Origin of the sequence: Pseudomonas sp. MWU13-2105 (assembly GCF_023242315.1) — a bacterium.
Lineage (GTDB): Bacteria > Pseudomonadota > Gammaproteobacteria > Pseudomonadales > Pseudomonadaceae > Aquipseudomonas.
Window position 1 is genome coordinate 30,380 of sequence record NZ_JALLIY010000009.1, and the last position, 26,120, is coordinate 56,499.

17 protein-coding genes are annotated in these 26,120 nt (G+C 60.8%); 8 read left to right on the forward strand and 9 right to left on the reverse strand.

All coding sequences use genetic code 11. From position 1 onward, the window contains the following. Positions 1 to 40: 40 nt before the first annotated feature. From M5B96_RS14525 to M5B96_RS14565, 9 genes are all read right to left on the reverse strand, one after another. Complete coding sequence (locus M5B96_RS14525; protein WP_248797364.1) at positions 41 to 5,104, reverse strand: NEL domain-containing protein; 5,064 nt, start codon at positions 5,102 to 5,104, stop codon at positions 41 to 43. A 240-nt stretch (positions 5,105 to 5,344) separates the two neighbouring features. Continuing rightward, complete coding sequence (locus M5B96_RS14530; RefSeq protein WP_248797365.1) at positions 5,345 to 10,204, reverse strand: NAD-glutamate dehydrogenase; 4,860 nt, start codon at positions 10,202 to 10,204, stop codon at positions 5,345 to 5,347. A 354-nt stretch (positions 10,205 to 10,558) separates the two neighbouring features. Further along, positions 10,559 to 11,413: a class I SAM-dependent methyltransferase gene (locus tag M5B96_RS14535; protein ID WP_248797366.1), complete on the reverse strand. Its 855-nt coding sequence runs from the start codon at positions 11,411 to 11,413 to the stop codon at positions 10,559 to 10,561. After that, entirely contained in the window at positions 11,391 to 12,827 is a 1,437-nt protein-coding gene (locus tag M5B96_RS14540) for a hypothetical protein (protein ID WP_248797367.1), read from the reverse strand. The genes M5B96_RS14535 and M5B96_RS14540 overlap by 23 nt, the downstream gene beginning before the upstream one ends. Next, positions 12,824 to 13,549 carry an ABC transporter ATP-binding protein gene (locus M5B96_RS14545; protein WP_248797368.1) on the reverse strand — a complete coding sequence of 242 codons (726 nt, stop codon included), beginning with the start codon at positions 13,547 to 13,549 and terminating at the stop codon, positions 12,824 to 12,826. The genes M5B96_RS14540 and M5B96_RS14545 overlap by 4 nt, the downstream gene beginning before the upstream one ends. Position 13,550: 1 nt before the next feature. Beyond that, positions 13,551 to 14,330 carry an ABC transporter permease gene (locus M5B96_RS14550; RefSeq protein ID WP_248797369.1) on the reverse strand — a complete coding sequence of 260 codons (780 nt, stop codon included), beginning with the start codon at positions 14,328 to 14,330 and terminating at the stop codon, positions 13,551 to 13,553. Between the two features lie 37 nt (positions 14,331 to 14,367). Further along, positions 14,368 to 15,723, reverse strand: a complete 1,356-nt coding sequence (locus M5B96_RS14555; protein WP_248797370.1) for an ABC transporter ATP-binding protein — start codon at positions 15,721 to 15,723, stop codon at positions 14,368 to 14,370. Continuing rightward, positions 15,713 to 16,531 carry an ABC transporter permease gene (locus M5B96_RS14560; RefSeq protein ID WP_412548609.1) on the reverse strand — a complete coding sequence of 273 codons (819 nt, stop codon included), beginning with the start codon at positions 16,529 to 16,531 and terminating at the stop codon, positions 15,713 to 15,715. The genes M5B96_RS14555 and M5B96_RS14560 overlap by 11 nt, the downstream gene beginning before the upstream one ends. A 76-nt stretch (positions 16,532 to 16,607) precedes the next feature. After that, positions 16,608 to 17,528, reverse strand: a complete 921-nt coding sequence (locus M5B96_RS14565; protein WP_318654840.1) for a glycosyltransferase family 2 protein — start codon at positions 17,526 to 17,528, stop codon at positions 16,608 to 16,610. Between the two features lie 285 nt (positions 17,529 to 17,813). On the opposite strand from M5B96_RS14565, the gene M5B96_RS14570 reads away from it, so the two are divergent. The 8 genes from M5B96_RS14570 to M5B96_RS14605 all read left to right on the forward strand — a co-directional run bounded on the left by M5B96_RS14570 (position 17,814) and on the right by M5B96_RS14605 (position 26,109). Next, positions 17,814 to 18,170 (forward strand): hypothetical protein, encoded by a 357-nt coding sequence (locus M5B96_RS14570; protein WP_248797371.1) that lies wholly within the window; start codon positions 17,814 to 17,816, stop codon positions 18,168 to 18,170. Between the two features lie 101 nt (positions 18,171 to 18,271). Next, on the forward strand, positions 18,272 to 19,024 hold the full coding sequence (locus M5B96_RS14575) for a CDP-diacylglycerol diphosphatase (protein WP_248797372.1): 753 nt from the start codon (positions 18,272 to 18,274) through the stop codon (positions 19,022 to 19,024). 209 nt (positions 19,025 to 19,233) lie between these two features. Continuing rightward, positions 19,234 to 20,193: an AAA family ATPase gene (locus M5B96_RS14580; RefSeq protein WP_248797373.1), complete on the forward strand. Its 960-nt coding sequence runs from the start codon at positions 19,234 to 19,236 to the stop codon at positions 20,191 to 20,193. A gap of 8 nt (positions 20,194 to 20,201) precedes the next feature. After that, entirely contained in the window at positions 20,202 to 21,146 is a 945-nt protein-coding gene (locus tag M5B96_RS14585; RefSeq protein ID WP_248797374.1) for a DUF58 domain-containing protein, read from the forward strand. After that, a complete protein-coding gene (locus M5B96_RS14590; protein ID WP_248797375.1) occupies positions 21,143 to 21,637 on the forward strand; it encodes a DUF4381 domain-containing protein in 495 nt (164 codons plus the stop codon). Before M5B96_RS14585 ends, M5B96_RS14590 begins: the two co-directional genes overlap by 4 nt. After that, positions 21,630 to 22,706 carry a vWA domain-containing protein gene (locus M5B96_RS14595; protein WP_248797376.1) on the forward strand — a complete coding sequence of 359 codons (1,077 nt, stop codon included), beginning with the start codon at positions 21,630 to 21,632 and terminating at the stop codon, positions 22,704 to 22,706. Before M5B96_RS14590 ends, M5B96_RS14595 begins: the two co-directional genes overlap by 8 nt. Then, complete coding sequence (locus M5B96_RS14600) at positions 22,703 to 24,463, forward strand: VWA domain-containing protein (protein WP_248797377.1); 1,761 nt, start codon at positions 22,703 to 22,705, stop codon at positions 24,461 to 24,463. Before M5B96_RS14595 ends, M5B96_RS14600 begins: the two co-directional genes overlap by 4 nt. Then, a complete protein-coding gene (locus tag M5B96_RS14605; protein ID WP_248797378.1) occupies positions 24,460 to 26,109 on the forward strand; it encodes a BatD family protein in 1,650 nt (549 codons plus the stop codon). The genes M5B96_RS14600 and M5B96_RS14605 overlap by 4 nt, the downstream gene beginning before the upstream one ends. Positions 26,110 to 26,120: the final 11 nt, after the last annotated feature.

Here is a 26,120-nt window from a genome sequence, read left to right on the forward strand (position 1 = left end):
CGGTGCCCCCCCTTGACGGGAGCACCGGGCACAGGCTCGTTTACAGGTCGAAGCTCTCGCCCGCTGGCACTCGCGCCAACGCCTCCCGGGTCAACTGCTCCAAGCCATTTTTTCGTTCCCCGGCAATTGCTTCGAGCGTGCGCATGTACACGGCGTCGCTCATTTCCTGGTCGACGGGAATGTCTTCCCGGGCGATCCCCAGGGTGGCCGCGTTGCCCTGCACCGTCGCCATCCATTCAGCCCGCTCCTGCGCCGCGGCCTGCGGCTGCCGCGCCAGGTCCTCCAGCGCCGCCCGCAGGTCTTCCAGTGCACTCAAGTGTTGCTGCGCAGCAGCGGCGTAGTTCACCACCTCGGGCCGTTCCTCCAGGTAGTCCATCCACAGGGGCTGCTCAAGCAACAGTGCGATCCGCTTTTCCAGTGTGTTTTCGGCTGCCAGCACCCGGGTACCGGCCTCCCCGGTCATGTCCCGCGAGACATTGCTGGCCCCACGATACAGCATCGACAATGGCTGCCAGGGCAATCTCAGGCGCTTGGCGAGATCGACCCGATAGGCGAGGAAAATCTCCACCTCGTCGATGTCCGGCCAGCGTTCGTTAGCCGCCAGGGCCGCCAGGCGCCCCGCCTCCGCGATCTCGACCGCACCGGCCTGACGCGCCCTGGCAACGCTCATTGCCTCTGTCCTGGCCTGCTCTATGCGAGTCGAGCGGAGGATCTCCTGGTTGGCGGTCTCGACCTGTGCAATGTCGTTCAAGCGCCCCAGCCGCGCACGCCCCTCGGCCAATTGCAGATATGCCCTCTCCCGGGCCTGGCCGGTCAAGCCGCGCGCTTCGTAGAGCAGCACTTCGGCGCCCAGGCGACTGAAGACCTCGGTGAAACCGTCGGCACAGGTTTCCAGCTCGCTCGTCCAATCAAACAGGGCCTGGCGTAACTGGGTGTCGCGGGCTGCGGCTTCGATCATCCGCCAGACCCGCCGGGTCAACTGCGCACGGAATTCAAGGCGATAGTCAGCCGACTGACGCAACGCCGCGATGGCGCTCAGGAAGGTTTCATGCCCGGGTTCATGGGCGACCAGGTCCCACAATGTCCGTCGGCGTTCCTGCTCCGCAACCGAGAAGCTGCTGTCCAACCAGTTCTCGACCACCGGAACCAGGTCCGGCACGCCCTCTACGAGCCCTGTTTCTCCCGGTAAGGTGAAGCGTATCGAGGGCCGATCACGAAACAGGGTGATGTTTTGTTGCGTCACTTCATCCAGCGGATTGCCATACAACAGGACCGTCCTCATCCGCTGACTGCTCAGGGCATAGAAGTCCCCCGGGAGGGAGGTCAGGCGGTTACCCTGGATATCCAGCAGCATCAGATCCAGCAACTCCAGCACCCCGACCGGCCAGGCAATGAGCTCACTGCGCTGCACCTGGAGTGCTCGCAGTCCGGGCATGCCCCGGGCATCGAACGTGCCCAGTGGGTTGCCATTCAGGTTCAAGCGCCTCAACAACCTCAGGCTGCGCAATTGCGCGCCCAGCATCTGGGTCCAGGCGATTCGGTTGCCATTGAGCTGCAAGTTGCTCAACTCACTCATCTGGCCAAGACTCGCCGGCAGTTGCACCAGCCGTCCGCCGGTGATCTGCAAACGGCGCAACTTGGGAAAGTGCTTGAGAAACTCATTGAGGTCATGGCGATCGCGCAGGCCCACCAGGGACAACTTCAACGAGACCACATGGTCGAAATCCTCTTCCAGTTCGGGCAACTTCAGCAGGTTGATCCCGGAGAGATCCAACTCATGCCCCAACACCCGCCCCCTGGAGTCGATCATTGCCTGCGACTCCCGGCGCCAGCACCGTTTTATGCGCTCCACCGCGGCTCTTTTAACGACGGTATTGATATGCCAGCCGCCGACCCCGCCACGATCACTTTCGTACTCGGGGTTCACCCGCCAATACTCCAGCAACAGTTTCAACTTCTGGTACTCGATGTGCCGCCGCTTCAGGGCCATCAGGAAGACCTTGTCATCCTGCCCCTCCACTGCCAGGAACCGCCGAACCTCCTCCAGGCCCTGGCCGGGATAGAGTTTGTCCACCAGGCGCAGCAGATGGCTGGGCAGCACCTGCTCGGCAGTCTGCTGGCCCCCGAGCGGGTACCCGAATCGCCCATCGCTCAAGCGCATCGGCGACCTGAACCCCGGCTTGATGGCTGGCAGGTGCAGCAGCGCGCGAATCCGCGTCCGGGACAACTTCAGGCGTTGCACCACGGCCCGTTCGAGCTGCCGCGCTGGCGTGGTTCGCGAGTACCCCAGGGAGTTGAGTGCCGTATCCGGCAGGACACGCAACAAAGTGGCATACAGACCCTGCGGCGGCGGTGCCGTCGGCCCGAGTTCTCCGTCCATGACGTAGCCGTTCGACTGGCGGACCAGCACCAGCCGCTTTTCAGCCGAGGCCGGCGCCCCCAGACGGTCAATCAAGCGCAGACCGCCTGGCGCCAGTTCGGATGGCTCGTACAGCTCAATGCACCAGGTTTGCGACCACCCCGGCAGGTTTTCCAGGGAGTGCAGAGACAGCCGGTCGGCATCCAGGCTGACCGACGATTCGAGGAACATCCCTTCATAAGCCCGCGCGATGCGCACCTGCTGCAGGTACCAGTGGCTTTCCTCGGCCAGCCGCAACGGCACCTTGCCCGCCTCGAGCAACTCGACTTCATAACCATTGGCCGCACTGGCCACTTCATCGGCAACCGCCGTCGGCAGGCCCGGGAACTGACGCCTCAGTAAAGCAACGAAAGGATTTGTCGAGCGGGTCCGAAACTCGTAATAGTTCTCGAACAATGCGCTGCGCTGATTCTGCGCCTCATCAGCCAGACGCCGGCTCAGGGCGGCCCGTTGTTGCTCGGCACTCAACGGCGGAGCGTCGACGCGCCGGCCCAGTATCGTATCGATCTCCTGCGCAGCCAGCCCTTGCTGCACCTGCTCCAGCAGATGGCCGGCACGGATCTGTCGGGCGCTGATCGATAGCACCGGCAGATGGGTTTTATCCGCGGGGCCGTACTCCTTCAGCACGCCCCCCTCGCCATCGAGGAAGCGCAGAACCCTCGAAGAGGGCCACAAGGTCTCCAGCAGTTGTTCCTGGATGCGCCAATCCACCAGGCCACCGTTGGTGCTGCCGGTCTCGATAAAGCGCTGGATATCGGCATTGACCCGGAAGCGCGCCAGCGTATCGCTGAGCAATGCCGGTGTCTTCATCTGATCCAGGTAAACCGGACGCAAGGCATCGGCCTCGACGCCACTGACGCTCATGATCCGCCCGACCTGCTCCCAGGTCATGTGCTTGAAATCGGCACCCAGGCGCTCGAACAAGGTGCATTCGTCCCAACTGAGCGGGTCTTCCAGCTCATGCACCCAAGCGCCCGAGCCGTTGTGCCTGAAGAGCGGTTCATAGCTACTGCGAACCGGGTGCTCGGCACGGAACTCATTGGCCAGTTGGCCAGGCTTGAGCTTGTAGTAGGCCCCTTCGAATGGCAGATAGGTACTGGCACCGTGGCGGTGGAGTCCGGACTCGTCAGGCTTGAGCCCTTCTGGCAACTCCAGGGTGTGCCGATAGGGCTTGAGGTCGGCTTGCCATAAACGCGTGTCGCCACCTGGCACCTTGACCCGCTTGAGCCTATTGATAAACGCGGCGGCTTCACTGTTGTGCCCCAGCCCCTGCATGAAGGCCCCCAGTTCCAGGGTCAGCACCACCCCGAGAAAGGTCAGCACCGCCTGTTTTTTATCACCGTGCTCCCACTCTTCGATCCCCTCATAGAGCTGCACCAGTAGTTGCGCGCCGGCGACCGCCAGCATGGCTTCGCCCAGGCCCGGGACAAAAAACAGCAGGTTGACGCCCCAATTCAGGAAGGCTTGCCAACGGGCGCGACGGCTCTTCTTGTCCTCCTCATCGGTCGACACCGCCAGCACCCGGGCGTCGTCGAGTATCTTGACCAGATGCTGCGTATAGAGCTCGGTGAAAAGATCGGCAAACAGGGGGGCAGTCTGCAGTTGCAAGTCGGCGCGCTGATCCGATAGCTGTTGACGCACTCCCGGGCGCAAGGGGTTGAGCCGCTCGTTGAGAGCCGTGAAAAAAAACGGCTGGGTGCGCAGATGGATATAACGCCGGAAGCTGCGCTGATAATCCAGGTTACGCAGGCGGACTCGCAACTCATCCTCGAAGGCCGTCAGGTTCGGGTACTGCTTGAGTGCCTGCTCCGGATCACCGGACAGGTACACCACACAAGGGCGAGCCTTGGCCGATTGTCGGGACTCCGAGCAGATCAACAACACGCCCTTGAGCAGCGCCCCTCGGTAACCGCTTTCAGGAACAGCTACGTTGAGGAGCTTGAGGTCATGACATGCCACCGGGTCCGAGCCCCAGAACGGGCGCGGATCGCCGCCGACCAGACCTTTGAGCATGCGATAGACCGCTTCGTCGATATGCCCTTTCATCAGCGCAATATCGGCCTGCAGCGCCAGCTCGGACGTCTCGCAGGCCAGGAACAAACGCCGGAATTCGTCACCTCGTTGACCCGAGGTGTTCTTGCGCAAGAGGAACGATTCAATATGTTCCTTATATTGCCCCCCGAGATCCAGGCGTCGACATAACCGGGCAAAACCTTGCAGGGTCAGCGGCGTCTTTAGAACACCGCGGCTGTCACGGATGATCTCCGAACCTCGGTCGAAGCCAAAATCCGCGGTTTCACTTTTCTCGAAATTTTGCAGCGACGCCTGCAATAACGTCTGCTCGGTCACGCTCTCCTGATAGGGCGTGGAGAGTGTTTGCGCCGCCAGTATATGAACGTGCCGGAGCCTGTCACGCTGAATATCCAGGCCCGGCCCGAAGGCCTTGTCCAGCGCCTCTTGCAAGCGCGGCGCGGCAAACGCCTCCGGGGTCTGCAAACCCTGCAGGTAAGCCGCCAGACGGGTTTTATCGGCCTGCTGCAAGCGCATGTTATCGACGTAGGAACGTCGATGCCGAGCGGACGCTTTTTTCAACCAGCCAGGCAACCAGCGCTCCACGCTTGCATAATAATCTTCGACTTCCAGGGGAGCGCTGACATCCGTTTCGTCGACTGTAGAAACAACCATATTCGGAAAACCTTAAAGAACCTCGTTCACTTCGATACTAATCTTCACCATCGAGGAAAAAGTCTAAATAATTAACCATCCAGATAAATCTTCCAGGCAAACTACTCACGAAGAAAACAACTATTTACCGCCACTTCCAAAGTTGTTGTTTTCAAGTGCCATCCCGCTCACTTTCCAGGCAAAAAAAAGCCCCGCTTCTTACGAGGCGGGGCTTCTTTTCAACGCAACGCTATCAGTCGATTACTGCCCCGACTGACCGCTCAACGCCAGGTCCATCAGCTCACGGTTGGCCACCGCGTACATGGCGTAGTCGGTGCCGCTGGCGGCACGGATTTCCACCAGCATCGAACGCCAGCGCTCGGCCATGCTCGCGTTGCGCTCCAGCCACAGGGCCACGCGGGCTTCCATGTCTTGCGGCGCGTCGGCCAGCTTCAGCACCGAGATGGTGATCGCCCGTTGCTGCCAGTCCACATCGTCGCGGAAGGTTTCACGGGCCTGGGCCTGCCAGTTATTGCTCACCCGCAGGTCGCTGATCTGCTGGGAGTACCAGGTCAGGTCCAGCTCACTGCCCACCGCGAAGTAGGCCTTGGCCACTTCGGCGGCATCGTGGCCGGAAACGTCAGCGGCTTCGATGATCGGCAACAGGGTGTACAGGTGCGTGGTACCGGCGACCATGCGCGCCAGCAGCTCCGGCACACCGGCCTGGACATAAGCCTGGTAACGCTTCTGCCAGACTTCCCGGGTCGGGCCTTCCAGCAGTTCGTCGAGTTTCAGGCCCAGGGCCGCCAGGTGCGGACCGAAGTGCGCGACATCGCGGGCAGCATCCTGCTCGTTGCGACGGCTGCGCAGGAACCAGCGCGTGGCGCGACGGCCCAGGCGCATCAGCTCGTCCATCAGCTCCAACTGGGTCTCGGCCGAAACCTTGTAGTCCAGGGCTTCGATCTGACGGAACCAGTGCGGGAGGTGGAAGATGTCACGCACGATCACATAAGCACCGGCCACGTTCGCCGGGCTCATGCCGGTGGACTCCTTCAGGCGCTGCACGAAGGTGATGCCCATGTGGTTGACCAGGTCGTTGGCGATCTGGGTGCTGACGATCTCGCGCTTGAGGCGGTGACGGCGCATGGCATCGGCGAACTTGCTCACCAGCATCGGCGGGAACGCGGTTTCCATGTCGCGGGTCAGGTACTCGTCGTCCGGTACCTTGGACTCGAGCAATGCCGCCTTGAGGTCGATCTTGCTGTAGGAGATCAACACCGACAGCTCGGCACGGGTCAGGCCCTGGCCCGCCGCGACGCGCTCGACCAGTTGCTCTTCCGACGGCAGGAACTCGATCGCCCGGTCCAGCTTGCCACGGCCTTCCAGGTCGCTCATCAGGCGCTTGTACTCGGCGATCCGCTCGACTGCGCGACGGGCCGCCAGGGACAGGGCCTGGGTCTGCTTGTAGTTGTTGCCGAGGACCAGGCTGCCGACTTCGTCGGTCATGCTGCCGAGCAGCTGGTTACGTTGCTTCTCGGTCATATCGCCAGCCTGCACCACTTCGTTGAGCAGGATCTTGATATTCACTTCGTGGTCGGAGCAGTCCACGCCACCGGCGTTGTCGATGAAGTCGGTGTTGGAACCGCCGCCATTGAGGCCGAACTCGACACGACCGAGCTGGGTCATGCCCAGGTTGCCGCCCTCGCCCACCACCTTGCAGCGCAGTTCGTTACCGTTGACACGCAGTGCATCGTTGGCCTTGTCGCCGACATCGGCGTGGCTTTCGCTGCTGGCCTTGACGTAGGTGCCGATACCGCCGTTCCACAACAGGTCCACCGGGGCCTTGAGCAAGGCATTGAGCAGTTCGGTCGGGGTCAGCTTGTCGGCGCCAATGTCGAAGCGCTCTTTCATCTGCGGGGAAATCGCGATGCTCTTCGCGCTGCGCGAGAAGATACCGCCACCTTCGGACATGAGGCTGGCGTCGTAGTCGGACCAGGCCGAGCGCGGCAGGTCGAACAGGCGCTGGCGCTCGGCGAAGCTGCTGGCCGGCTCCGGGTTCGGGTCGATGAAGATGTGCAGGTGGTTGAAGGCCGCGACCAGCTTGAGCTTGTCGGACATCAACAGGCCGTTGCCGAACACGTCGCCGGCCATGTCGCCGACGCCCACTACCGTGATGCTGTCTTCCTGGACATTGATGCCGCGCTCGCGGAAGTGGCGCTGTACGCCGACCCACGCGCCCTTGGCGGTGATGCCCATTTTCTTGTGGTCGTAACCGGCCGAGCCGCCGGAGGCGAAGGCGTCGCCGAGCCAGAAGCCGTAGTCGATGGCAATGCCGTTGGCGATGTCGGAGAAGGTCGCGGTGCCCTTGTCCGCCGCCACCACCAGGTAGGGGTCATCGTCGTCATGGCGCACGACGTTGGCCGGCGGCACCAGGGCGCCGTCCTTCAGGTTGTCGGTGATGTCCAACAGGCCCGAGATGAAGATACGGTAGCAGGCGATGCCCTCGGCCGCGATCTCGTCACGACCGCCACCCAATGGCAGGCGCCGCGGCAGGAAGCCGCCCTTAGCGCCCACCGGCACGATCACCGAGTTCTTCACTTGCTGGGCTTTGACCAGGCCGAGGACTTCGGTGCGGTAGTCTTCTTCGCGGTCCGACCAGCGCAGGCCGCCGCGGGCGACGTTGCCGAAACGCAGGTGCACGCCCTCGACCCGTGGCGAATAGACGAAGATTTCGAACTTCGGCACCGGCTTGGGCAGCTCGGGAATCGCATGCGGGTTGAACTTGAAGCTGAAGTACGACTTGTTCTGGCCGTTGGCGTCGGTCTGGTAGAAGTTGGTCCGCAGGGTCGCCTTGATCAGGTCAAGGTAGCGACGCAGGATGCGGTCTTCGTTCAGCACCTGGACCTCGTCCAGCGCGCTCAGGATCGCTTGCTCCAGGCGTTGCTGCTTGTCGTCGAGGTCTTCGACGCTGAGCTTGCGCGCCAGGTAGAAACGGGTCTTGAACAACCGGGTCAACTCGCGGGCGATGTCGGTGTGGTTGTTCAGGGTGCTGGCGATGTAACCCAGGTCGAAGCCCAGGCGGATCTGCTTCAGGTAGCGGGCGTAGGCACGCAGCAGCGCCACGTCGCGCCATGGCAGGCCGGCGGTCAGCACCAGGCGGTTGAACGCATCGTTCTCGGCATCGCCACGGACGATGTGGACGAAGGCATCCTGCAGGGTGTCGTTGAGCTGCTGGATATCCAGGTCGAGGCCTTCGGCCGCGGTGAAGGCGAAGTCATGGATCCAGAACTCGCGACCGTTGTGGTGACGCAGGCGATACGGGAACTCGCCGAGCACACGCAGGCCGAGGTTTTCCAGGATAGGCAGGACGTCGGACAGCGCCAGCGGCGTGTCGGCGTGATACAGCTTGCAATGCAGCTCGCGCTGGCCGGCAACCTGGCCCAACGGCTGGTAGAAGCTCATCACCAGCGGATTGCTGTCGCTCAGGCTCAGCAGGTGCTGCATGTCGACCACGGCCGAGTGCGCGGCGAAGCGCTCGCGGTAGCCGGCCGGGAAGCCTTTCGGGAAGTCCGCCAGCACGTTGGTGCCCTGGGCCTCGCCGAAGCCTTCGACCACCAGGCTCTTGTAGTCGTCCTGCCAGCTGCGGCAGGCCTGGATCACTTCGTTTTCCAGTTGCAGCGGGTCGATGTCCAGGCGGTTCTTCGGATCGACCCGCAGGATCAGTTGCACACGGGCCAGCACGGACTCGGAGAAGAAGGTCCAGAACTCGCAGTCGGTGGCTTTCAGGCGATCCATCAGCACTTGCTGGATCTTCTGCCGCACTTCGGTGGAGTAGACGTCACGCGGCACGTAGGCCAGGCAGTAGCAGAAACGACCGTACGGGTCCTTGCGCAGGAAGACGCGGATCTTGTTGCGTTCCTGGATCTGCACGATCGACATCACGGTGTTGAACAGCTCGTCCACCGGGGTCTGGAACAGATCGTCGCGAGGCAGCACTTCGAGGACCTGGGCCAGTTCCTTGCCCAGGTGGGCCTTGGCCTGGAAGCCCGAACGGCGCTCGACTTCGGCGACCTTGCGGCTGATGTAAGGGATCACCCGCACGCTTTCGCCGTACACCGAAGAGGTGTAGAGGCCCATGAAGCGGCATTCCTTGATGACCTTGCCGGCGGCGTCGATCTCACGGATCGACACATAGTCGGGGTAGGCATTGCGGTGCACGCGGCTCGGGTGAGCGGCCTTGGCGAACGACAGCGGCGTCGGTTCGCGCAGGTAATTGACGGCGTAGTCTTCGATGCGGGTGTCGTCGGCGGTCAGGCCGGCGCGCAGCAGTTTGGTCAGGCCGAGGAAGGAGTTGGCGTCATATTCGATATGTCCACCGTCCTGCTCGTCACGGACCACGAACTCTTCGTAGCCGAGGAAGGTGAAGTGGTTGTCCACCAGCCACTGCAGGAAGGTCTTGATCTCGGCCTTTTCTTCCGGGTCGATGGCGAACTGGCTGGCGTCGATACCGGCCAGCAGCGCCTGGACCTTGGCCTTCATCGGTTCGAAGTCGGCGACGGCGATCCGTACTTCGGTCAGGACCTGCTCCAGCTCCTTGGACAGCACGCTCAGCTCGGCGGCGTTGGCGCAGCGATCGATTTCCAGGTACATCAGGGATTCTTTGTCGATCCCCTCGCCCTGGGTGCCCTTGGGCAGGACTTCGAGCAACTCGCCCTTGCTGCCGCGACGCACGCTCAGCACGGTGGTTTGCAGGGTGTGGATGCTGTAGCCGCGGCGGTTCAGTTCGGTGCGGACCGAGTCGACCAGGAACGGCAGGTCGGGGTGCAGGACCTCGACGGCGGTGTGGGTCGACTGCCAGCCATGACGCTCGTAATCCGGATTGTAGGCGCGAACCTGCGCCTGGGTGTGGTCGAAACGCTCCAGTAGACGCCAGGCCGAAAGGGTGCAGCCGGCGAGATCGGAGAGCCGGCGCTGGGTCAGCTCGTCCAGGGAAATGATGCCGAAGAACTGCTCAGCGAACAGCGCCACTTGTGGCAGTGCCTGTTCGTTGATGTGCTGCGCCAGTGCCGCCTGCAGTTGGTGCTGGAAGTCGGCTTTGCTGGCTGCGGTGAAGAACGCCATCTGTGGTACTCCGCTTGGGCTTGTTATATAGAGAGAAGCGTCGCGTTTTCTTCCCCGGAAAAGGGGACCTGCATCACTCTGCAGGGTAAAGCTGGGCAGTACAGAGTGACAGGTTGATGAAGCTGGCCGCGACCCAGGGGTCACATTCACGTTCAAGATAGTCGCACACGTCGACAACGGCCGGATGCACAGGCGGTATTTTCGCGGGCGACGCTCCGTTGCGCAGCTTAACGAGTGCGCGAAGGCCACTGCTTGCGGTGCTGCGACATATTCGGACATTGGCTGGTAGCACAGGGCGATGCGGGGTGTTTTCAGCCTGGGCGACCGGGGTGGCAGGGCCAGCCGCTGCTGACCTCAGCGTTTCGAGCGGCCAGGGCTCTTGATCCGGGCCACTTTATCTTCCAGTGTCCGCTTGAGTTTATTCAGCTGCGCCAAGTGGGTCATCGGATCGCGGGCGTACTCGAGAAACTGAGCCTGGTATTTCCCATACCTCAACTCATCCAGCTCCAGTTGATTTTCAAAAAAATCGCCGCCGGGTATCTCGCTCCGGACGGCCTGCATGCCCTTGCGCAAAAAAGCCACGCCTGGGTAAACATGCAGCTCTTCAACGCCCCAGTCGGGAAGCAGCGCTTTCACCGGTTCAGAAAGCAGATTGTTTCGGTTGATAATATCAATGGATTGCTTCAGCCAACGGACAGGGGTATCAAGAAAATCCTTGGCCAAGGTCGACCCGTCATAAACAGGCCAATACGACGTGAAATAGTCTTCAAGGACGTAATAACCACCCGGCACAACGCTTGAAACAAGAGTAAACAAGCTGGTTAGCTGATCAGAACGCTTGTGACTGCCATCATCAATGACAATGTCGAACGGCCCGTGTTTTTCCACAAATTCATTCAAGGCGAGCGCGTCGCCCTGATCGACGATAAACGTCTTGACCCTGTCGCGGTCCAAAACACTTTTATCGTAAATATCCAGGCCATAGATTTCCGCCAATGGAAAAACCTCGGCCCAGAGCTGCAAGGAAGCCCCGCCTGGTTCGCGCCCCTCGCCACCGACACCGATCTCGAGCAACTTGAATGGGTGATCGACATAGTCTAGAAAGTGAGTCGCATAGAACCGGTGATAGTGGTGGGGAACGACCTTATCGCAGCCACAGTCGATACCAACCGCCTGGAGACGCGCCTCAAGCTGTTTTCTGTTGTGCATCGCTGAAAACCTCCAGAATAAATTCCCGATGCTGATCCGTCCAAGTCTCTGCCCAGGACTTAGGCCAATTGACCGAGGCATTTGCATAACGTGCCTGGGTATCCCGGGTTCGCTTGGCGCCCTCGATAATGGCCGAGGACAACGGGTACAAGCCGGGGTGCGCCGGAATGATGTTTTTTGAAATACCGGTCAGGTAATCCGCTGTCTTGGTTTCAAAGGTGTTGGTGACCACAATGGCGCCTGAGGCGGCGAGGTCCATGGGAATCAGGCTGGGATGCGGCGAGGACATCAACGTTAGGCACAAATCAAAGGTCTTGGTGATCGCTTCATACTCATCCAAAGGCAATCTGGGCAACTGGGTCACTTCTACACCGTCGGCCAAGCGCACCGTCGTATTGCCGATCCCCATCCCATAAAACTCCCACTCGCCCTCCTCGAAGGCACCTTTCTTGAACGCATCAATCAAGGCCAATGCCGCCATTTCAAACATATTCCGGTTCACCGCCGGGCGGCTATAGAACACAAAGCGCTTGGTATTTTTCTGTTTCTCCAGATGAAATTCATTTTCCGGATAGATTGAGGACGAGTAAGCATTATCAAAACTCATCGACTTGACGGCTGCGCCTTGAGGAATGATCGCGTTGACCTCAAGATACTTTAGCAGTGCACTCGACGATGACAAGGTATGATAGTTGAAACCGTAGGAGTCCCTGGAAATACAGTACTGACTATTAAATGGATAGAAGGCCGCCTCAAAATCCTGAATCAGATACAAGAACGGGCGAGTGCCAGTTAACTGCGCGATTTTATTCGCAAAATAGGCACTGTACCAAACGGTGGCGACACAATTATCCCTGGGCGACACCCGCAGCGGCACAATCCGCGAGCCGATATATTCAATCTCCAGTTGCTCGAACAGATGTTCCATCGAGGGAAACTTTTTGAGTGCGCTACGAAACTCTTCCTCGACATAGTAAAAATTATCAAACAACACCAGGCGCACACGATAGCCTTGTTGCGCAATAAAAAGGGCCACATTGAAAACACCAAAAAAACCCGCGGAAATAGTACTAATGGTAAAGGCCGGCACCAGCACATTGATACGCACCGGTTCCTGATTGCTGACCCGTACCTCCGGTAGGTCATAAGCTCTATTGACCATCAGGTTCAGCAGATGCTCGTCGTAGACCTGCGGACGTTCAATTTCCGACTTCTCCTGTTCACGCATGAGCGAAGCCAGTGGAAGAAATACATTCGCGACCTTGAGTGAATAGTAGGCGAGCTTGACTCTAGGCGGTAGATTCGCAGGCGACTTACGTTCGCGCAACGTCGCCAGGGCAAGCCGGCAAGCGTAGGGACTTAGCAGCTCAAAAGCGGTAGCTTTAGCGATCCTGAAAAATGCGGCTTTACTCATACCCCCTCCTCAATCGAATCAATATCAACAATACTGCCCGACTCGAGCTTGATGGTTTTATTGCAGAACTTGTTAATCAGCTCCCTTGAATGAGAGGCCATCACCACAATTTTTGAGCTTTGCATAATGCTTTCCATTCGTTGTTTGGCTTTCTCCTGGAACGCTTCATCGCCGACCCCAAACACCTCATCAATCAGGAGAATGTCACTGGGATAAAGCGTCGACACGGCAAATATCAATCGCAACTGCATACCCGAAGAATAAGACCTGATCGGCAGGTCCAGATACCCGCCCAGCCCGGAGAACTCTTCAATCTCAACAATATCCTCTTGTACTTTTTTTAACGGAAATCCGTACAGGCGCGCCAAACGGTCAATATTCGCACGCCCCGACAATTCATGATCGGTACCGACCCCGAGTTCAAACAATGCCTGCACGCTGCCTTGTAAATATCGAGTTCCACTGGAAGGCATATAGATCCCGGCCAGGGTTCGCAGCAGCGTGCTTTTACCGGAACCGTTGTGCCCGATCAGCCCCACTCGATCGCCATCATTAAGGGTCAGGTTGATATTTTTCAGCGCCTGAATATGCACCGTGTGCGAATGATCACTGGAGATCACCCCACCGGTACTCATTTTCACCAACTGTTTTCTCAGTGACGCACCGGTTTCAGTGATCACGGGAAAGGTCAGCGACAGGTCTTTCAACTCTATCAGTGCCATATCAAATCCAGAAAACAATATGTTTTTTGTGCCGGCCAAAAAACCTGATCGCCACTACCCAGCCGACCAGACAGAAAACCGCCATGCTCAGATAATCAAAGGGCACGACAGGCAACGAAAGTAATGGATTTTTTACCAGGGAAAACAGCGTGGCAATCGGGTTATAGGCAAACCAGTTGATGGTCGCAGCAACATCGGATTTTTTATACAGAATCGGTGTCAGAAAAAACAGCACCGGCATTAATGCATCGATAGAGGGTCCCAAGTCCCTGAATCGGGCCCCCAGGGTCGCCACCAACAGGGAGATCCAGCACAAATTCAACATCACCAGCAGGAAACCAAGTAACGCCCAGGCGAAATTGATCGACGCTGGAAAGCCATAGATAAAAAACACGACCACTACAATGGACAGGTTATGCGCAAAATTAATCAAATGTTTGGACAGCAAACGCAAGATATGCAATGACAACGGCAGTGAGTAATTCCTGATAATCGCTGACTGATTAATAAAACAATTGGATGACTCTGATATCACCCCCGAAATCATGAACCATAGAATCAAACCCACGGCAAGATTCGGCAGCATCGTATGCAGATCAACGCCCATCACCGCGCTCCACACCAAGCCCAAGCCAATGACTCCAAGCGCGGTGCCCAAGGTTATCCACCACGGCCCCAAGGTGCTTCGTGCATAACGAGCCCGGGTATCACTCAAGGCGAAACTCAACCAGATATCTCGCCTGGCGATAGATTCAAATAAATCTCTAATCCCCTCCATCATTGAGCACACTCTTTCCTGGTCGGATACATAAGACGCCTCACTGACCTGTCACGTTGAGACTGATAGTGATAAATGGACTGTCGATGATTCCGGTCGCCACGGGATCACGCTGCGACCTGATCAACAGGGCTTCGTGGCACCAGTGCAGTGGTTGGTGATCATGTTGCTCGCCGTTGGCGATCACGACCTGAATCACATAGTCGCCCTTGGCCAGCCAAGGCATGATGAACTCGAACTCCGCCGACAATATCGAGCCCGCCGGGGCGCTACGATCCTTGCCGATCTGGCTGATATAGGTGTTGTCGCCGAACAGCGTCTGCCCCAAGCGGTCCTTGAGAAAAAACTCGATGATCGGGCCTTCCAGCCGAACCAGAGCATGCGCCTCGACGCGGAGCGTGACGCGTTCGCCCGCCAGCACCCAGGTCAATCCGGCCCCCGTGGAGTCGCGGAGCCGGGCGTCGACAATACGCGCATCGCGCCCACCAAATGTATCTACGCCGGGTGCCTGCGGGTCGAACCGAAAAACTTCCAACTCATTCGAATTGATCGGCTCGGCACGCTGATCAAGCCACCCCAAGCCAACATGAGCATGGCCCTTGGGCAGGCGCTTGTGCCCCTCGGCACGAACCAGAGCCGGCTCCGCGAGTTCGTCATTCATAGAGCGAAATAAATCGTCCAGGTACGCCTCGCAGACCCACGAGGATGGACCCGTCTGCTTTTCTTCCCCGTGCTCCAGCCAGATCACCCGATCACACAGATGGATAATGGCCGCCGTGTCGTGGCTGACAAAAACCAGCGAACGCTGCTCCTTGAACTTGCGGATAAACCGCATGCACTTCTTGAAAAAACAGGCATCGCCCATGGACAGGGCTTCGTCGATTACCAGGATATCGGCATCCACGTGGGCAATAACCGCAAATGCCAAGCGCACGTACATCCCGCTCGAGTAGGTCATGAGCGGTTGCTCCATGAACCCGCCGATATCCGCAAAGGCCGCAATCGCGGAAAAACGCTGATTGATTTCCTCGTGACTCAGCCCATACAGCGAAGCTGCCATATAGACATTCTCACGTCCGGTAAACCCGGCATTGAAACCGGCCCCCAATTCCAGCAGCGCCGCAACACGGCCCTGGACGCGGAGAACGCCGGAGGTCGGGCTCAAGGTTCCATAAATCAGCTGCAGCAGGGTTGATTTGCCAGAGGCCTTTTGGCCGATGATGCCAATGGCTTCGCCCCTTCTCAGCTCGAACGAGACCTGCTTCAGCGCCCAAAGCTCGCGATAACGACACTTTCGCCCCAGCGACAGCTCTTGAAAGAGCCGATCACTGGCTTTGTTGTAGATCGGATAGCACTTGCTGAGCCCCTCGGCGCAGATGGCAATATCAGAGGACATCGGCAAATCCCCCACGGGTTCTCTGGAAAAAAACCAGCCCGAGCCAGGCAAGCAGGCCACTGACCAGCAACGACAGGCACCAGGCGCCGAGATCGGGCAGCCGCTCCCAGATCAATACCGATCGGGCATTTTCAATCACCTGAGCCAATGGATTCAGATACATGAGCGGCTGGAATCGCTCGGGTAATGCGGTGACGGGATAAAAGATCGGTGACAGGAACAACAGTGCGCTGAGCAATGCGCCAACCCGCCGACCGATATCACGCAGGTAGGTCCCCAATGACGCCAGGACCCAGGACAGCCCCAGGGTAAACAACAGCAAAGGCAGTATTACCAGGGGTAGCAGCAGTGCCGTCAGATGCAGCCGTTGGAAAAACAGCACATAGAACAGCAACCAGACACATAGATTGACCAGGAACTGAAACAACGCCCCCACCAGCAATACAACCGGCAGGACTTCAAGTGGAAACACGATTTTCCTGACAGAGCTGCTATGGGCCAACACCACGCCGGGCGAGCGACTGACACACTCCGAGAACAGATTGAAAACCATCATGCCGATAAAAAGAATCAGGGCAAACTCCAACAGCGAACGACTGTCGGCTTCCCAACGGAACTTGAATATTCCACCAAAGACAAAAGAGTAGATAGCCAACATGAACAGCGGATAAACCAGCGACCGGAGTAGCCCCAGCCACGATCCTCGATAGCGCCCGCTAATATCACGTCGCGCCAACATCAAGGCGAGGCCTCGATGACGCCAGACGCCCCTCGACATCTCCTTCGACCTGCGGGTGAACTCATCCATGCGATCAATGCCTCTGAAAGTCAAATAACCACGATCTCTCGACCTGGCCAAACAAACAGCCCATCACCGAAGAACTTCAAATCTTTCGGATCACGGCGGCAAACAGCAGCCCCAGATTGCCGCCGAGCGTCTGCCGATAGACGCCGGAACGGCGAATACCGGCGATTCGATGGAACAGCGGCTGATCTCGTGCTGATTTAAAGTTGGCGAGGGTTTCGATATTTTGCTTATCCAGCAGATGACTCATCGCTTCCAACGCGCGGATATTTTTCCTGTTCCACTCATGAAAGCGTCCATGGATAACCATCCACAGTCGATAAAGACGCGCCAGCCAACCGGCATTGCTACCGACCAGATTGCTCTTGTGCTGACGATAGAGGGTCCTGGCATGCGGGTCGTAGAAGACCACACCGCCCTGGGCGCCAGACACCAGTTGATAAGCCCACCAGTCGTGGGAAACAACAGGAATATACGGACCGGCTTCGCGTAAAAGTTCCCGGGCAGCATGATTGAACACCATGGTATTGCCACCACCGATATTCTGTACCAGGGCATTGGCAAACTTCGGCGGCAGAGAAAATCGCGGGGACTGGCCGACCGCGATGCCCAACTCACTGATCAGTTGTGTGCGCCCACAATAAAGCGCCGGGACCTGCTCCTGGACACTTTGCAGCCACATCAAGGCGGTTTCGAGTTTGTCCTCGTTCCAGATATCGTCCTGATCGGACCAGGCATAAAAATCCGCCTGGACTTCAGCACGACAGGTCAACGAGAGAAAATTGGCCGCAAATCCCTTCTTCGGCCCGGAAAAAACTTTAAGGCGTTCCACCGGCCAGTCACTGGCACAACTATGGATGATATCCAGGGTTCCATCGGTAGAACCGTCGTCGGATATCGCCAGGCTCCAATTGAAATGGCTTTGACGCTCAAAAGAGTTGATCTGTTCGGCCAGAAAACGCTGGCCGTTATAGGTACACATCAAGATTGAGACTTTCAAGGCCTGATCCTCCGCTAAAAGATTTTTATGAAAAATCTTGAACCGGACAACGCTGGAACTCGGCCTGGCGGAGATTATCAAGATTTCGATCGGTATCGTCTACTGTCAGAAATGACAGGTATATACGAGCCTTCCGATTGAGAAATGGAAGAAATAGAAAACTCTATAGGACATTTCCCACAGCAGCCGAACACCCGCCAAAAAGCGCCCTTCGAGTCTTTCAGCCGCCTAGCCTTGAAAAATGAGGCAAAATAGCGCTCCCCCCGCCCAGACAGGAGCCTGCCCATGCAGCTCAGCACCGCCCACCTTATCGCCAACCCCTGCGACGATGAAGAAGACAACATGGCCATGCTCTGCTGCCATAGCGACAAGGGCGAAATGTTCCTGATGACCCGCTACCCCGACGAGGATGAGCTGGAGATCACCCTCGATGGCGAACCCTCCACACTGGAAGGGATCAAGGTCACCCTCGGCGCCACACGCCTGCTGATTGAAATCGCCGCCACCGACGCCGATGCGCTCAATGGCGACGATCATCTCGAAATCCTTCACCAGACCGCCGCGGCCGACCTGGCGGAAGTCGAACAGACGCTGAAAAACATACTCGCCGGCACCGGCACCTATGTCAGCGAATTGGGCTGACACCGGCCCGCCTTGAAACATTTGTGATCAGAACCGACACAAAAATGCACGAAGGGCTGGTTTAGAGTGCCCGGGTTTTTACTTCTGATCAGGAAAGCAGCATGAGCAAGTGGCGGAAAACGGTAGGGTTGGCCTTGGTGGTCGTGGTACTGGCGGCGGGCTCCTGGCTGATCTGGGGGCTCGGCAAAGGCAACGCGCTCTGGCAGATTGTCAGCCAGCAATGCGTGCCCCACCAGCAGGACGCGCAGAACCCCGCGCCGTGCCTGAGGGTGGATCTGCAGCAGCACGTGGCCTTGCTCAAGGATCGCCAGGGTCCCCTGCATGACCTGACCATACCGACGGACAGGATCACCGGCATCGAGAGTCCGCTGCTGCTCGAGGACAATGCCTACGCCTTTTTCGCCAGTGCCTGGCAGCAACGCGGGCGACTGTCCACCGAAGCCGGCAAGCCGATCAAGGACGAGCTCCTCTCGCTGGCAATCAACTCGCCATACGGTCGCTCCCAGGGCCAGTTGCATATCCACCTGGCCTGCCTGCGCCCCGAGATCTACCAACAACTGCTCGCCCAGGCCCCGCGGGTGACCCAGGCGTGGCAGCCCCTGGCGGTCAAGCTGAACGGCCATGAGTACCTGGCAAAACGCCTGAACGGCCAGGACCTGAAACAGGAAAACCCGTTCAAGGTGTTGGGCGAATATGCCCGCCAGCAGGGTGACAGCATGTCCCGTTATGGTCTGGCCCTGGTGGTAGCACCCGGCGGCGACCTGCTGTTGCTGGCGAACCGCTTGAGCCTGAGGGATTTCAGCCGCGGCTCCGCCGGAGAGATCCAGGACTATGGCTGCGCGCTGGCCCAATAGCCCGTGGCACACCCTCGCCTCGCCCGGTGCCCCCCACAGGGCGGGGCCACCCGCAGGAGATAACTCCGAACAAGATAGGACTTTTCCTCAAAACCCATAAAAATCCCCATGGCCGTTAGTCGCCAGCCCCCCCGATGCATTAAAGTAACGCCCCCAGCCGTGGCATTCATTCGAATGCCGTCGGCGACCCTCTCCAGGAACACTCATCGATGGAACATCGTGAAGCGCTGCTAGCGCTGCGAACCTTTCTTTCAGCGCAGATCCTCGGCCAGGAAAAGCTCGTCGAGCGCCTGTTGATCGCGCTGCTGGCCGACGGTCACATGCTGGTCGAAGGCGCCCCTGGCCTGGCCAAGACCAAGGCCATCAAGGAGTTGGCCGAAGGCATCGAAGCAGAGTTCCATCGCATCCAGTTCACCCCCGACCTGCTGCCCGCCGACATCACCGGCACCGAGATCTATCGCCCGGAAACCGGCAGTTTCGTGTTCCAGCAGGGCCCGATCTTCCATAACCTGGTGCTGGCGGATGAAATCAACCGGGCGCCGGCCAAGGTCCAGTCGGCCCTGCTCGAAGCCATGGCCGAGCGCCAGGTCAGCGTCGGGCGCAGTACCTACGACCTGTCGCCACTGTTCCTGGTGATGGCGACCCAGAACCCGATCGAGCAGGAAGGCACCTACCCGTTGCCCGAAGCCCAGCTCGACCGCTTCCTGATGCACGTGAAAATCGGCTTTCCCGATGCCGCGGTCGAACGGCGCATCCTGCAACAGGCCCGGGGCGAAGCCCTGAACGGCGAAACCAAGCCTGAGCGCCGGGTCAGCCAGCAGGCGATCTTCGCCGCGCGCAAGGAGATCCTCGGTTTGTACATGGCCGATGCAGTGGAGGAGTACCTGGTGCAACTGGTGATGGCGACCCGTACGCCGGCCAAGTTCGACCCGGAAATGGCCGAGTGGATCGCCTACGGCGCCAGCCCGCGCGGCTCCATCGCCCTGGATCGTTGTGCACGGGCGCATGCCTGGCTGGCCGGGCGCGATTTCGTCAGCCCCGAGGATATCCAGGCGGTGCTGTTCGACGTGCTGCGTCACCGCATCATCCTGTCGTTCGAGGCCGAAGCCGCCGGGATCGACCAGGACCGGGTGGTGCAGCGTATCCTCGATGTCGTCGCCGTCGCCTGACCCGGACAATGATCGCGCCCCTACCCGCCGAACCCGGCATCCGCACCACCCTCGCCGAATTGATCGAGATGCGCCATCGCGTGCGCGAAGTGCAGCTGTTCTCGACGCCGAGCCAGCGCAGCCCGCTGATTGGCCTGCACCATTCGAAGTTGCGCGGACGCGGGGTGGACTTCGACCAGGTGCGGGTCTACCAGGCCGGCGACGATGTGCGCACCATCGACTGGCGCGTCACCGCCCGGACCCAGGAGCCCCATACCAAGCTTTTTCACGAAGAGCGCGAACGGCCGATCTTTATCCTGGTGGAACAGAGCCGCCAGCTGTTCTTCGGTTCCGGGCTGACCTTCAAATCGGTGCTCGCCGCCCAGGCCGCGAGCCTGATCGGTTGGGCCGCCCTGGGCCATAACGACCGGGTCGGCGGCCTGGTCTATGGCGACAACGAACACTACGAAATCAAGCCACGGCGCAGCAAGCAAAGCCTGTTGCAACTGCTCAACCGCCTGGTGCGGGTCAACCACTCGCTGCACACCGAAGCCGCCGCCGAACCCAATGCCCTGGGCCTGGCGCTGATCCGCGCGCGCAAGGTACTGCGCCCCGGCAGCCTGGTGATCGTGATCTGTGATGAACGGGCCTTGAGCGATGCCGCCGAACAACAGCTCAGCCTGCTCTCGCGCCACTGCGACCTGTTGATGCTGCCGGTTTCCGATCCCCTCGACCATGCCCTGCCCGCCGCCGGCCTGCTGCGCTTCGCCGAACGCGGCGCGCAACTGGAACTCGACACCCTCAACCTCGAACTGCGCCAGACCTACCGCGCCCAGGGTGAAGCACGGATTGCCCGCTGGGAGCTGCTGGCGCAGAAACTGCGGGTGCTGCTGATGCCCTTGAGCACCCAGAGCGAGATGGTCGAGCAACTGCGCGAATACCTGAACCCCCAGCGTCCGGGGAAACAGCCATGAGCAGCCTGGAGCAACTGCAACCGCTGATCACCCCACCGATCCAGGGTTTCTGGCCGCCGGCCCCGGGCTGGTGGCTGCTGCTGGCATTGATTCCGCTGCTGGGCGTCGGGCTCTGGTACCTGCGCCGGTTCCTCCCGGTCAAGCGCCCCGTCGCCCGCGCCGAACAGCCCCTGGACCCGGTGCGCCTGGCCGCCCTGGCGGAACTCGCGCAGTTACCCAAACCCTATGACGGCGCCCCGGCCGGGGCCTGGTTGCAGCAACTCAACGGCCTGCTCAAGCGCCTGTGCCGCAACCATTACCCCTACAGCCAGAGCCATACCCTCAATGGCCGCCAATGGCTGGCGTTCCTCGACAACCGCTGCCCGGCCGCCGGCCTGACCCGCTGGATGGTCCTGGTGGAAGGCGCCTACAAGCCCGAATGCAAGCTCGACGACAAGGCCATCGCCGGGTTGAGCCAGGCGATCGACACCTGGATCCGCAAACATGTTTGAGTTCGCCTGGCCCTGGCTTTTTGCCCTGCTGCCGCTGCCCTGGCTGATGCGCCTGCTGTTGCCAGTGGCCGACAGCGGCGAAGCGGCGCTACAGGTCAGCTTTCTCGCCGACCTGGAAAGCCTGGCCCGGCGCCGCGCCCGGGTCAGCCTGCCGAGCTGGCGCCAGCAATTGCCGTTCATCCTGCTCTGGCTGCTGCTGCTGTCCGCCGCCGCGCGGCCGCAATGGCTGGGCGAACCCTTGCCGGTGGCCGCCAGCGGTCGCGACCTGCTGGTGGCCGTGGACCTGTCCGGCTCCATGGAATACCCCGACATGCGCTGGCAGGACGAAGACGTCAGTCGCCTGAGCCTGGTCCAGCACCTGCTCGGCGATTTCCTCGAGGGTCGCGAAGGCGATCGCGTCGGCCTGATCCTGTTCGGCAGCAAGGCCTACGTACAGGCACCGCTGACCTTCGACCGACGCACCGTGCGCATCTGGCTGGACGAAGCGAAAATCGGCATCGCCGGCAAGAACACCGCCATTGGCGACGCCATCGGCCTGGCCATCAAGCGCCTGCGCCTGCGCCCGGCGCAAAGCCGGGTGCTGATCCTGGTCACCGACGGCGCCAACAACGGTGGTGAAATCGATCCGATCACCGCCGCGCGCCTGGCCGCCGAGGAAAGCGTGAAGATCTACACCATCGGCATCGGTGCCGATCCGCAACAAACCGGGACCCTGAGCATGCTCGGCCTGAACCCGAGCATGGACCTGGACGAACCGTCCCTCAAGGAAATCGCCGGGATCACCGGCGGTCGTTATTTCCGCGCCCGCGACGGCCAGGAGCTGCAAGCCGTCAAGGCAACCCTCGACCAGCTTGAACCGGTCGCCCAGCAGCCGACCCAGGCCCGCCCCGCCCGGGCGTTGTATCACTGGCCGCTGAGCCTGGCGCTGCTGCTGAGCATGTTGCTGGTGATCCGCGAACGCTGGCCGGACAATCTGCTGCAACGTTGGCTGGCACGGCGCCAGTTCCTGCCGCAGCACCCGGAATGGCGGCAGCGCCTGGAGCGCTTGCGCTTGCGGAGGCGTCGATGATCGAAGCCCTCTGGCCACACTGGTTCCGTCCTGCCTGGCTGCTGGTCCTGCCGCTGCTGGGCTGGCTGCTGTGGCAACTCTGGCACCGGCAGAAGCGTGCCGGGCGCTGGCAGATGATCCTGCCGCCGGCCTTCCATCGGGTGCTGCTCAAGGGCGGTAGCGGCAGCAACAGCAAACTGCCGTGGATCGCCCTCGGCCTGGGCTGGACCCTGGCCGCCCTGGCCCTGCTCGGGCCGAGCTGGCAACGGGTCGAGCAGTCCACCCAGAAACCCGCGGACCCGCTGGTGGTGCTGCTCGAACTGACGCCGGACATGCTCGCCAGCGACGTGGCCCCGAACCGCCTGGAACAGGCGCGGCGCAAACTCTTCGACCTGTTGCGCGCGCGCAGCGATGCGCAGACGGCGATCATCGTCTACGCCGGCAGCGCCCACACCCTGGTGCCGCTGTCCGATGACCTGGGTACCAGCCGCAACCTGCTGGAAGCGATCAAGCCGTCGATCATGCCCGAGGCCGGCCATCGCGCCGACCTGGCGCTGAAAAAAGCCCTGAACCTGCTCGACCGAGGCGCCCAGGGCCAGGGCCGCTTGTTGCTGATCGGCTCGTCCCTCAGCGAAGAGGAACGCCAAGGTATTCGCCAGGCCCTCGGCGGCAAGCCCCACAGTTTGTTGATCCTGGGGATCGGCACCCGCGATGGCGCCCCGGTGGCCCAGGAAAACGGCGGTTTCCTCAAGGATGCCCAGGGCATGATCCTGGTGCCGCACCTCGACAGCCAGAGCCTGAAGGATTTCGCCGCTGAAATCGGCGGCCGCTACCGCCAGGGCCGCCTGGACGACAGCGACCTGCGCGGCCTTGGCCTGCTCGACGGCCCGCGGCAGTTGCGCAAGGACGGCCAGACCGTGCAACTCGACACCTGGGCCGACCAGGGTTACTGGCTGCTGCTGCCACTCCTGCTGCTGGCCGCTTGTGCCGGACGGCGTGGCTGGCTGTTCTGCCTGCCGCTGTTCTTCCTGTTCCCGCAGCCGAGCCAGGCCTTTGAACTGACCGATCTGTGGCTCCGGCCGGACCAGCAGGGCCAGCAGTTGCTGGAACAACAGCAGCCGCTCGAAGCCGCCCGGCATTTTGACGACCCGCAATGGCAAGGCATGGCCCTCTATGCGGCCGGCGACTACAGCGCCGCCGCAAAGAAATTTGCCGAAGGCGACGATGCCAACGCCCACTACAATCGTGGCAACGCCCTGGCCCGCAGCGGCGAGCTGGAGGCGGCGCTGGACGCCTACGAACAGGCCCTGGAACGTCAGCCGGACTTGCGACCGGCGTTGCAGAACCGGACACTGGTGGAAGAATTGCTCAGGGAAAAGCAGGCCAAGCCGCCGGCTGAACCGAGCAAGACCAGCGATTCCGCAGAAACCGCCAGCGAACAAAGCGCGGCCCAATCGGCCCCGGCCGGTACGAATTCGTCCAGCACCGCCACGGCCGAGTCCGCGCCCCAGGAGCAGAGCCCGGCGACCGGCAATCCGCCGCCCGACACCCAGGCCAGCCAGGCGGGCAATCAGCCGGGCAGCAATGAAATACCGGGCAGCGAGCTGGGCGACGAACAGACCACCCACCCGCCCTTGCGGGCCGCCGCCGAGATCATCGACAGCGAACGCCATCAGGCGTTGGAACAATGGCTGCGACAGATCCCCGATGATCCGGGAGAGTTGCTGCGGCGCAAATTCTGGTATGAACAACAGCTCCATCAGGACAAGACCCGATGACCCTGCGCTTCTCCCTGTTCCTTACGCTGCTGCTCTGCGCGAACCTGCCGGCCCAGGCCGAAGGTTTGCTGGCCAGCGTCGATCGCACGCGCCTGAACTCCGGCGAGTCGGTGGAGCTGACCCTCGAATCGAAGGATGTCACCCAGTTCGGCAAACCCGACCTGGCCCCGCTGGATGCCCAGTTCGAAGTGCGCGGTACCCGCCAGGTCAACCAGTTGACCATCCTCGGCGGCGAAAACCAGGCCACTACCCGCTGGATCGTCACCCTGACCCCCAGGGAAAACGGCAACGTGGTGATTCCGCCGTTGCACCTGGGCGAGCTCAGCAGCGAACCGATCACCCTGCAGGTGGTGCAAGGCGAGGACCAGGCCCCGGCGAGCAACCTGGCACCGGTATTCATCGACGCCAGCCTCGACCAGGACAACATCTACGTCCAGGCCCAGGCCGTGCTGACCCTGCGCATCTATCACTCGGTGTCGCTGTATGACGACAGCAGCCTCACCCCGTTGCAGATCCCTGATGCCCGTGTCGAGCAACTGGGTGAATCGCGCACTTACGAAAAACTGATCAATGGCGTGCGCCATGGCGTGATCGAGTGGCGCTATGCGATCTACCCACAGCACAGCGGCGAACTGGCGATCCCCACGCAGGTGTTTACCGCGACCCTGGTGGACGCCCAGCCGAATCAGGGACAAGGCCAGGTGCCCCAGGGCGCCAAGCCCGGCAAGCTGATGCGCGTCAGCTCCGCGCCGATGCTCCTGCAGGTCAAGCCACAGCCCGCCACCTGGCCGGCCGAAGCGCCCTGGCTGCCGGCGCGCAGCCTGAGCCTCAGCGAAAGCTGGAGCCCGGAACCGGATCACAGCCAGGTCGGCGATTCCCTGACCCGTAGCCTGACCCTCAAGGCCGAAGGCCTCTCCAGCGGCCAGTTGCCGCCGCTGCCGGCCACCACGATCAATGGCTTGCGGCGCTACCCGGATCAACCGCAACTGAGCAACCAGAACAGCGAACGCGGCCTGATCGGCACCCGCGCGGAACGCGAGGCGCTGGTGCCGACCCACAGCGGCAGCTTCGACCTGCCGGCGGTGGAAGTGCTCTGGTGGAACACCCATGAGGACCATATGGAGCGCAGCAGCCTGCCGACCCGGACCCTGCAGGTGGCGAACAACCCGAGCCTGGCGGTGGACACCCCGGTGAGCAGCGCCGTCAACAACGCGCCGCCGCAACCGCCACTGCTGTGGGCCTGGAAGCTCAGCACGCTGCTCCTCGCCTGCACCACCCTGCTCGGTTTCGGCCTCTGGTGGCGGGCCCGCTCGCAACCGGCGGTGCACCGCGCCGCGCAGACCGGCCCGAGCCCACGGACACTGCTCGACGACCTCAAACGGACCTGCCTGGCCAACGATCCGCAGGCCACCCGCCAGGCCCTGGATGCCTGGGCCCGGCAGCAACCGGAAACCCTGGCCGACATGGCCGCGCGTTTCGTCACCCTGTCCGATGCGCTGGATGGTCTCAATGGCGCGCTCTACAGCGAAAGCGGCCAGTTCTGGCAGGGTGAGGAACTGTGGCGGGCGATCCGCGCGATCCCGGTCGCCGAGCGCGCCCAGGACCCGCTGAGCGACAGCAGCCTGCCGCCGCTCTACCCCAAATAATCGACAAGTTG